Origin of the sequence: Microcoleus sp. F4-D5 (assembly GCF_036704885.1) — a bacterium.
Taxonomy (GTDB): domain Bacteria; phylum Cyanobacteriota; class Cyanobacteriia; order Cyanobacteriales; family Microcoleaceae; genus Microcoleus.
This window is the reverse complement of record NZ_JAUBSX010000150.1, coordinates 1-6738: the sequence shown is the minus strand read 5'-3', so window position 1 is coordinate 6738 and position 6738 is coordinate 1. Positions and strand designations below refer to the sequence as shown.

Annotated in this window: 5 protein-coding genes; 1 reads left to right on the top strand and 4 read right to left on the bottom strand. The window is 43.3% G+C overall.

Features of this window, described 5'->3' with window-relative positions; all coding sequences use genetic code 11:
• Positions 1-35: 35 nt before the first annotated feature.
• From QUA80_RS32785 to QUA80_RS32775, 3 genes are all read right to left on the bottom strand, one after another.
• On the bottom strand, positions 36-395 hold the full coding sequence (locus QUA80_RS32785) for an opioid growth factor receptor-related protein (protein WP_333429087.1): 360 nt from the start codon (positions 393-395) through the stop codon (positions 36-38).
• A gap of 185 nt (positions 396-580) precedes the next feature.
• Positions 581-1924: a glutathione-disulfide reductase gene (gene gor / locus QUA80_RS32780; RefSeq protein ID WP_333429086.1), complete on the bottom strand. Its 1344-nt coding sequence runs from the start codon at positions 1922-1924 to the stop codon at positions 581-583.
• Between the two features lie 249 nt (positions 1925-2173).
• Entirely contained in the window at positions 2174-3016 is an 843-nt protein-coding gene (locus tag QUA80_RS32775; RefSeq protein ID WP_333429085.1) for a DUF4231 domain-containing protein, read from the bottom strand.
• Between the two features lie 785 nt (positions 3017-3801).
• Here QUA80_RS32775 and QUA80_RS32770 point away from each other — a divergent pair.
• A complete protein-coding gene (locus tag QUA80_RS32770; protein WP_333429084.1) occupies positions 3802-4566 on the top strand; it encodes an ABC transporter ATP-binding protein in 765 nt (254 codons plus the stop codon).
• Between the two features lie 1987 nt (positions 4567-6553).
• Here the strand turns inward: QUA80_RS32770 and QUA80_RS32765 are convergent.
• Positions 6554-6738, bottom strand: a 185-nt coding sequence (locus tag QUA80_RS32765) for a hypothetical protein (RefSeq protein ID WP_333429083.1), incomplete at its 5' end; no start/stop codon positions are given.

Here is a 6738-nt window from a genome sequence, read left to right as displayed (position 1 = left end):
CCTAATTATTCATAATCGATACGTATTACTTCGCGTCAAAGACTCGCGAAGCCAATTTGCTTTTGTCCAAAGTCCAAATTTACAATTTCTGCGTTTTCTCCTTCGCGGCATTGCAAACCGTAAAACGCCAGCATGACCTTGAACGAATGGAGTAACCGATTTCTCAACTCTTCACTTGTTCTAAAAGCTTGAATTATCTCATCATTTAAAATAGGAGCACTGGAATTAAAGCGACTCTTTTCTCTCAGCGGAAACAGCCATTGAATGTAATTGTGTACGGATTCCAGCTTCTGGTAATCCCACGACCAAATATCCTCGATCGCCCGACCTTGCGAATCCGGCTGCTGACCGAGATAGAATTCTAAAATTTTGTTTTGTTTGGTTGAATCACTCATTAATAAGTTGTGTTGTATCTAAATTGTATTTTTGGGCGGGCGGGACGCCCACCCCACAACCAGAAAATTTAATTTTTGTGTGGAACAGGCCCGAGAGCCTGTTCTTGAAAATAGTTTTCTTGAGTCGGTTTTAACCGACTTTAGCTATTAGCCAGGGACTTAAGTCCCTGGCTGCTTCGCCCTGTTTACCGCAGAGTCACAAACTCTTCAGCAGTCGAGGGATGAATGCCGATCGTCGCATCGAAATCTTTCTTCGTAGCTCCCATATTAACAGCGATCGCCATTCCTTGAATAATCTCCCCTGCATCTTTCCCCACCATGTGCACGCCCAAAACTCTGTCAGTATTAGTTTCAACAACTAACTTGACAAAAGTCTTTTCATCTGCACCTGTCAAAGAATGAAACATCGGTTTAAACTTAGCTGTATAGCACTTAGTTGATTGGGGAAACTTGGCTTTAGCCTCCTCTTCTGTTAAGCCAACTGTAGCTGCTTCCGGCTGCGAAAATACTGCTGACGGCACATTTTCGTGAGTGATTGCTCTCGGATTGTTCCCAAATTCAGTATCGGCAAAAGCACGTCCTTCGGCGATCGCAATTGGCGTTAAATTGATGCGGTTGGTGCAATCTCCGACTGCAAAAATGTGCGGCTGGCTGGTGCGGCTGTCTTTGGTAACAGCGATCGCACCTTTATCGGTTTCTACTCCCGCATTTTCTAAACCCAATTTTTCTAAATTAGGCTGACGCCCGGTAGCGCACAACAGCGCGTCTACTATTAGCGTTCCTTCGGATTTTCCCGACAGCGTTAATTTTAAACCTTCTGGGGTTTTCTCAATTTTTTCGATCGAGCTTTCTGTCAAAAATTCAACTCCGTGCTTAGTCATTCCTTCTTGCACGTTAGCGCGAATTTCTTCGTCGAAGTAGTGCAGAATTTTATCGCGCCGGATGATTTGAGTTACTTGGCTTCCCAACCCGTTCATAATGCAAGCAAATTCGACGCCTATGTAGCCGCCACCCCAAATTGCCAACCGTTTTGGTTGCTCTTTTAGCAGGAAGATTTCGCGGGAGGTAATCGCGTGTTCTATGCCTGTAATTGGGACTTTTTGCGCTTCTCCGCCGACGGCAATTAAGATTTTAGCTGCGGTGATTTTTCTGTCACCAACTTCGACAGTGTGGGGGTCAATAAATTTGGCGTATCCTGAGATTAATTCGACTCCGGCTTTTTCGAGAAAGCTGATGTGCAGTTTGCTGAGTCGGCGCACTTCTGTGTCTACGGTGGTGACGAGTTTTTCCCAGTCGAAGCTGCTTTCTACTGGACTCCAGCCGTAGCCCACCGCATCTTCATAAAGGTGCGAAAATGTTGAGGCGTAAACCATCAGTTTTTTGGGAACACAGCCGCGAATTACGCAGGTTCCGCCTACTAAATCATTTTCGGCGATCGCCACTTTTGCTCCGTAGGATGCTGCTCGCTTGGAACTCGCCAATCCGCCGGAACCTGCACCTATCACAAACAAGTCGTAATCGTATGTCATAATTGTGTTTACCAAAAATCTCTAACTTACCCAGTTTACGCTTAATTTTTCTTAATCAGAGCTCAAAAATTTTGCCTTTGATTCCTTTTGAGCGCTACATAGACAGCTATTTGAAGGTAAAATAACGGGGGACGAGCCCGTCTTTGGCTATCCTATAGCCCCGCAATGCCATGTGTGAAGAAAAGTTTAACTGTATCAGAGCAGGTAGCGTCACTCAACCCTACCTGCTTACTGGTATTGTCAGCTTCGTTAACTCTGCTCCTGTTGTGACTCGGTAGATTGAGCTGGCTCTGTATTCTGCTCCTTTGACGCTGTATCATCCGGTTTTTGGATTTGCTTGAGATGAATCTCATTCACCTGATTGATAAAGTTTTCTATTGCCATTTTTGTCATTTGTTGATATTGGCCTTCGTCGGCTACATCGTAGCAACGATAAGCTGGAGTCACTCCTAATACAAATTTCTCCTGTTCCGCTTCTAACAATTCCACAGTCGTGTTAGCAGCAATCCAATTTTCCTGAAAAGGAAAGGAGGTAACTATACTGGCGACTATGGAGGCGACAGCGGGACAAATTACGGGCAGCCACTTGAGCAACGATTGACCTGGTTCCAATTTGTCTACCAACACTAAGATTGGTGTGACTCCCGATAAAACAACGGTTGCCAACTGGAAAGTATAGTAAATATTTCTCGAAGTCTCTCGAGTTTTTTTATAATCGTCAATCAACTCCTGGGAATATCGTAAAGCCTTTTCTCTCACAGGGGTGATCGGATTGTTATCCGAAACATTATCCGGGTTTAACAGATAATTATATAGTTCAGCTTTTCTTCGGATCTCTAACTGATTAGCGCTATTCCTAGACTTTTGAGCCAATTGTCTATTGGTCAGGAACAGAAAAATAAAACTAGACAGAAAAACAGCTCCCAAAATAAAGATAAGTTGATTGTCTAGAAAAACTCTGGTAAGGATGCAGGCACCCACAAAAGCGGCTATGGATACATACTCAACAATTTTGAGGAAAGATAACATTTGTGGACTCGATGAGACTGTATTGGAAATTTCGGTCTGGTTTGTATCGGCAGAAGTAGTCATTGCTTTGTAGTTAGTTTGGCGATCGGGACAAGTTTAGCCTATTGGGGTTGCTATTTCAAGCAAGCTCTGTCAAGGTGGTGAAGAAGAGCCTCAAACCTTTGAAAATTGGTGGCTGGCGATCGTTAAATCTTCCTTGTTTAACAGTTGATGACCAATAAACTGGGTTTATTGGTCAATTGGTCATCGCCAACAGGTAGCATGACCTAAAGCAGGTCGATCGTCCCTTGACAGGGGCTACCACAAGCACCCTACAGAGAGAGTCGGTGCATAAATAGTAAGGATCGCAAATTAAATAACTTACAATTTTAATTGTTATGGTGGGATGGGATCTTATAGCCCGTCCAAAAAGGGCGGGCTATAAGATCCCACCCCACTTTCCTTGTGTAAGTTATTTAATTCTCATTCCTAAGTATAGATTTTTTGGCGCTGCTCAATCAAAGTATGATTTTGCCTGTAGGGGTAATTCTAATTGCTTACACAGTCAGCGGTGGGGAAATCACGGGGGGATTGCCCCTACAAATTTCATACCCAATTGAGCAAGGCCGATTTTTTTTTCCACTCCAACTTTACCTCCAGGTCGGTGTCAAAGTATTCACTATGACCTTAATATAAAGCTTCTGTTTATTAAACCTCTCCAGAAAAGCAAGTCTTGGGCAGGCAGGATGCCTACCCCACAAGAATTATTGGAGAGGTCTATTCGCCTCGCAACAGCCGTCACTCCTACCGCGAAAACAGACGGGAAGTGTTAGCTTAGTAGTTAGTTGTGTCGATCGCACAGAAAAAAAATGCCTGAACTACAAACCGATACCTACCAAGACCTCGACCCGCAAGTCCTCTCAAAACCCGTCATTGTCGGTCTAGAAGAGGTAACAAAAGTTTACGGGATTGGCGACCTCGAAGTGCGCGCCTTAAACGGCGTCAGCTTGACGGTAAGACAGGGAGAATATTGCTCGATTATGGGCGCATCGGGCTCTGGGAAATCTACAGCTATGAATATTATCGGCTGTCTCGATCGACCTACGAGCGGCAGTTACTATTTAGACGGTGTAGATGTCGCCCAAATGCCGGAAGCAGAATTAGCCGGAATTCGCAATTTAAAATTGGGGTTTGTATTCCAACAATTTCACCTGTTGCCTCAGTTGACAGCATTAGAAAATGTCATGTTACCGATGGTTTATGCCGGCATTCCCGCAGTAGAAAGACGCGAACGGGCAGTAGATGCTTTAACTAAGGTCGGTCTGCAAAGTCGGCTGCAAAACAGACCGAATCAACTATCAGGAGGACAGCAGCAGCGAGTTGCGATCGCCCGGGCAATTGTCAACCGTCCCGTGTTGTTGCTGGCTGACGAACCTACAGGTGCATTAGATACTAAAACTACTCAAGAAGTAATGGATATTTTTACAGAACTCAACGACAGCGGGATGACGGTTGTTATGGTAACGCACGAACCGGAAGTAGCGCGCCAAACTCGCCGTGTTGTCTGGTTCCGGGACGGTAAAGTTATTCACAATAATCTCAATCCCGAAGAGCTTTCACACGCAGTATTTTAGTATAATAGTCGGCGACAAGCCGCCGATTTCAATCGCTTATTGGCAAACTTGTGTCGGGTGCATCTCAATGAAAGCAAATCTATGAAAAAAGGGATAAAATAAAGGCGTTGCACATTTATAGCATGATACAGGAAGGTAGGGTACAGTTTTATGTTTGAGAGAGTAAACAATCAAATTCACTGAGAGGTTTAACATTTCAACTGATTTGGAGTAACCTAAAGTTTTTCTATTGCCTTCGATCTGTATCGTGTCTGAATGTGGTATTTTCTCCTTCTACCCGTGTCATATATGTTTTATTTATTATACGGTCAGCATCCTCTTGGGAACTGGGGATAAACCACACAGCCATCTGTTACATAAAACAACACTGCCACCCTTTAACAATCTGCCATAATGGTTTAAATGTTTCTGCATTTCGGGAACCAATTACAATAGCGATAATCCCTGCTATTGCTTTGTTGACCAATCTCCACCGCCAAATGCAAGTTGTTTTTACCGACTACCGTCTGTCATTCATCTATCTGAGCTATTTCGGAAATTTCATAATAATCGGGTTCGGTTTATCGGCTGTTTCGGATCTTTTTAACCCACTTAATAACTGTATGATGAGAAACCCCAGTCAGGCCTTGGGTAAGGAGTTTCTGTCCTTGGATGAGTTGAGGAAAGCATCAATTTATTTAAGTCTTGCCGTCAAAAACAAGCCCAGAACTTTTGTGCTTATTTGAAGAAGCATCGCCGACAGATTGTTAACTACGAGCAATTGTCAATACAAAATGTTTGCTTTGGAGATTCGGGATCTGTAGATCCGACAATAAAACAAATTGATAGAAAGTTGAAAATTTCAGAATCGCAGTAGTTGATGAAAATTTTAATCAAATGCTTAAGCTGTTCTCCATTTAAATTGTGTGTCAAAAATCACTCAAATTATTGTGGGACGTTGCTCAGAGCAACGTCCCGAATATGCAATTTAAACGCGCAACAGCTTAAGCTTCGGTGTACCTGATACCGATCAATATCCGTTTGATGCTCAAAAGCGCAAAACCGGGATGATCCCGGGATAAGTTTCATGATTGAAGCTGGGAATCCAAATTCGTAAGCCTCCCTTGTAGGTTTGAAAATTTGTGTCTCGCAGAGCCTCGTTAAGAAAAGTCGTAATGTTTACGGCAATACGGTTGTGAGCGGGGGAACATCCTGAGATAGTGACAATCTATCCGTTACAATATTCGTGACCTTCTTCGGCTGTTTCCTCGATCGCCCAGTATTCATCTGGAGTCAAGCGAGTCTTTGTCCCCTCTGGAAAATTGGGCGGGTTAGTTTGAGTTATAAGGACGATCGCACCTCCTCAATAATTAGACCTTAAATAATTAAGGCTTACAGCTAGATAGTTGTCCTAACCCAGAGGCGTTTTCCTGGAGTCCCTTCAACTTCCATAAATAACTCTCTATCCCTTTGTCAGATTCTTCTTCAAAACTGCTAAATTCTAGCTTTTCTTTTACCTTTAACACTCAACTGCTTGATAAGCGCTGTATAATAATGCAAAGCAAAAAGCAGATTAATTACAAAAAATACCAAAGTTAAAAGAAAGAGAAAAAAAGACGAAAACGATAGCCTTGAAGTCATCGTAAACATTGCGAAAATGATTGAGCAAAGCCCAAAACCGGAAGCAAAAGAACTTAAAAGCAGCCACCGCACCTTAGACATAGTTTAATTTAAAGATTATCAGTAAAAAGCACTCTTGGCAGCTACAGAGGAGTGCCAAATGATACTTATTACTATATAGCGGAATTGCTCAGTTCCGCCAAAGGCAAAACGACTGCTTTCCTAAAATGGTTGCAATTCTACAGAAATAGGACTTGCGCCAGGAATCATTTTTTACACTATCTGTAGCGGTAAGGTGCGGTGTGCATCGCCCTGCAAGTAGAGTCTGTACGCAAGTCCTGAGAAAAAGACAGCCCGCACTTTTGTCAACTCCTGTTGCTTGACTCAATCAGTCCTGGACGCAAAAACCCGGTTTCTTGACGTAATTTGGCCGTATACGCTCGATCGCGACAACGAGAGACCGGGTTTTTTTGGGAAGCCTGCGATCGCGAACTTTTAACCCACATTCCGCAGATATTCGATCGAATTTTTTAATCAGTTGTGAAAACTTGTCAGCCCAATGCTTTTTGGCTG